Origin of the sequence: Streptomyces sp. NPDC059718 (assembly GCF_042733315.1) — a bacterium.
Classification (GTDB): Bacteria; Actinomycetota; Actinomycetes; order Streptomycetales; family Streptomycetaceae; genus Actinacidiphila.
The window spans coordinates 1-1579 of sequence record NZ_JBHWGA010000137.1 but is presented as its reverse complement, the minus strand read 5'-3'; the positions used below and the strand labels follow the sequence as shown (position 1 = coordinate 1579).

Annotated in this window: 2 protein-coding genes; both read left to right on the top strand. The window is 67.3% G+C overall.

What is annotated here, in order from left to right:
• Positions 1–518: ParA family protein (locus ACFV3E_RS46690; protein ID WP_450365902.1), on the top strand; the 518-nt coding region annotated here is incomplete at its 5' end.
• On the top strand, positions 515–1540 hold the full coding sequence (locus tag ACFV3E_RS46685; protein WP_073772432.1) for a ParB/RepB/Spo0J family partition protein: 1026 nt from the start codon (positions 515–517) through the stop codon (positions 1538–1540). The genes ACFV3E_RS46690 and ACFV3E_RS46685, both read left to right, overlap by 4 nt.
• The last annotated feature ends 39 nt before the right edge of the window (positions 1541–1579 follow it).

Here is a 1579-nt window from a genome sequence, read left to right as displayed (position 1 = left end):
GATTCCTCCTCGACGCGAAGATCGCCGTCGCACGGATGCGGAACAAGGAAGCCGCGTTGGAGCGGGCGCTGCAGCCGTTGGAGAAGGACTTCGACGCGATCGTGATCGACTGCCCGCCGAGCCTCGGCATGGCGACCGACGCGGCGATCTACTACGGGCGGCGTCGCCAAGGCGAGGCCGAGGGCATCTCAGGCATGGTCATCCCCGTGCTGGCCGAGGACTCCTCGGCAACGGCATACGCCATGCTGGCCGATCAGGTCGAGTCGCTGCGAGACGACCTGGGTCTGGAGATCGAGTATCTCGGGCTCGTGGTGAACCTCTACGACAGTCGGCGCGGCGTCGTCGCCACGTCCTCTCTCCGGGAGTGGCGGAACCTGGGGGATCCGAAGGTGCTCGCGGTGATCGGCGACCTCAAGGAACAGCGAGAAGCGGTACGCAAGCGGATGCCGCTGCTGGAACACGCCCCTCACTGTGACCAGTCGACGGGCATGCGGGCGATTGCGAGGCAGATTTCATGAGTTCCAAGGAAGACCAGCTGGGCGCATCGTCGTCGTTCGCGCGGGCCGGCAAGGCGCGCAGTGTGCGGCGCCAGCTGACCGACCAGGCTTTCGGAACCGTGGATCCCAACGAACTGCCGCTCACTGATGTCAGCGTCAACCCCGACAACCCCCGGGAGACCCTGGGCGACGTCTCCGGGATGGCCGCCAGTCTCAGCGAGATCGGGCAGATCCAGTCCATCACCGTCGCGTCCGTCGAGGCATACCTCCGCGACCGCCCTGAGCGAGCATCGGAACTCGAGCCGGGTGCGGGTTATGTCGTCGTCGACGGTCACCGTCGGCTGGCGGGGGCACGGGCTGCAGGGCTCGCGACGATCAAGGTCACCGTCGACGACGCGCGGGTCACCACGGACGAAGCCCTTCTGGAGTCCGCGTTCGTCGCGAACGCCCAGCGGGAGAACCTCTCCGACCTGGAAGAGGCAGCGGCGCTGAAGACCTTGGTGGCGTTCTACGGATCGCAGCACAAGGCAGCCAAGAGGCTCGGTGTCACCCAGCCCTACATCTCGCAGCGGTTGTCCCTGCTGGAGCTCGCCCCCGAGCTTCAGGCGGACCTGGAGGCCGGCCGCCGTAAGGTCGAGCATGTGCGGGGGCTGGCCAAGCGCACCCCGGAAGAGCAGCGCGCAGTAGCGGACGCGCGAGCTGTGCAGGCCGTGGCGAAGAAGGGGAAGCGGAGTGGCCCCTCGTCTCAACCGTCTTCTGATAACGGCGTTATCGCCCCCGCGCGGCAGAGGGCGAAGGAGCCGCCGGAGTCCCCTGCTGATAACGCCGTTATCAGCAGGCCCGCCGAGAACCAGCCTTCCGTGGTGGCTCCGGCCCGCCCGACGGGACGGGAGACTGATAACGCCGTTATCAGTGCCATCACGGGCCAGAGCTCCTCGAGGCATCTTCCCTGGCACAGCCCGCACGCACTGAACAAGCTGGTCCGCGAGCACATGACCGTCGAGGACCGACACACCCTCGCCAAGCTCCTGACCCAGGAGTGAGTCCACGCACGAGCGCCCCTGCCGTGCCGAGGTCACCCG

What these genes read in the sequence shown, in the direction of transcription:
- ACFV3E_RS46685 (WP_073772432.1), top strand. Translation starts at nt 515, where the DNA reads ATGAGTTCCAAGGAAGACCAGCTGGGCGCATCGTCGTCGTTCGCGCGG.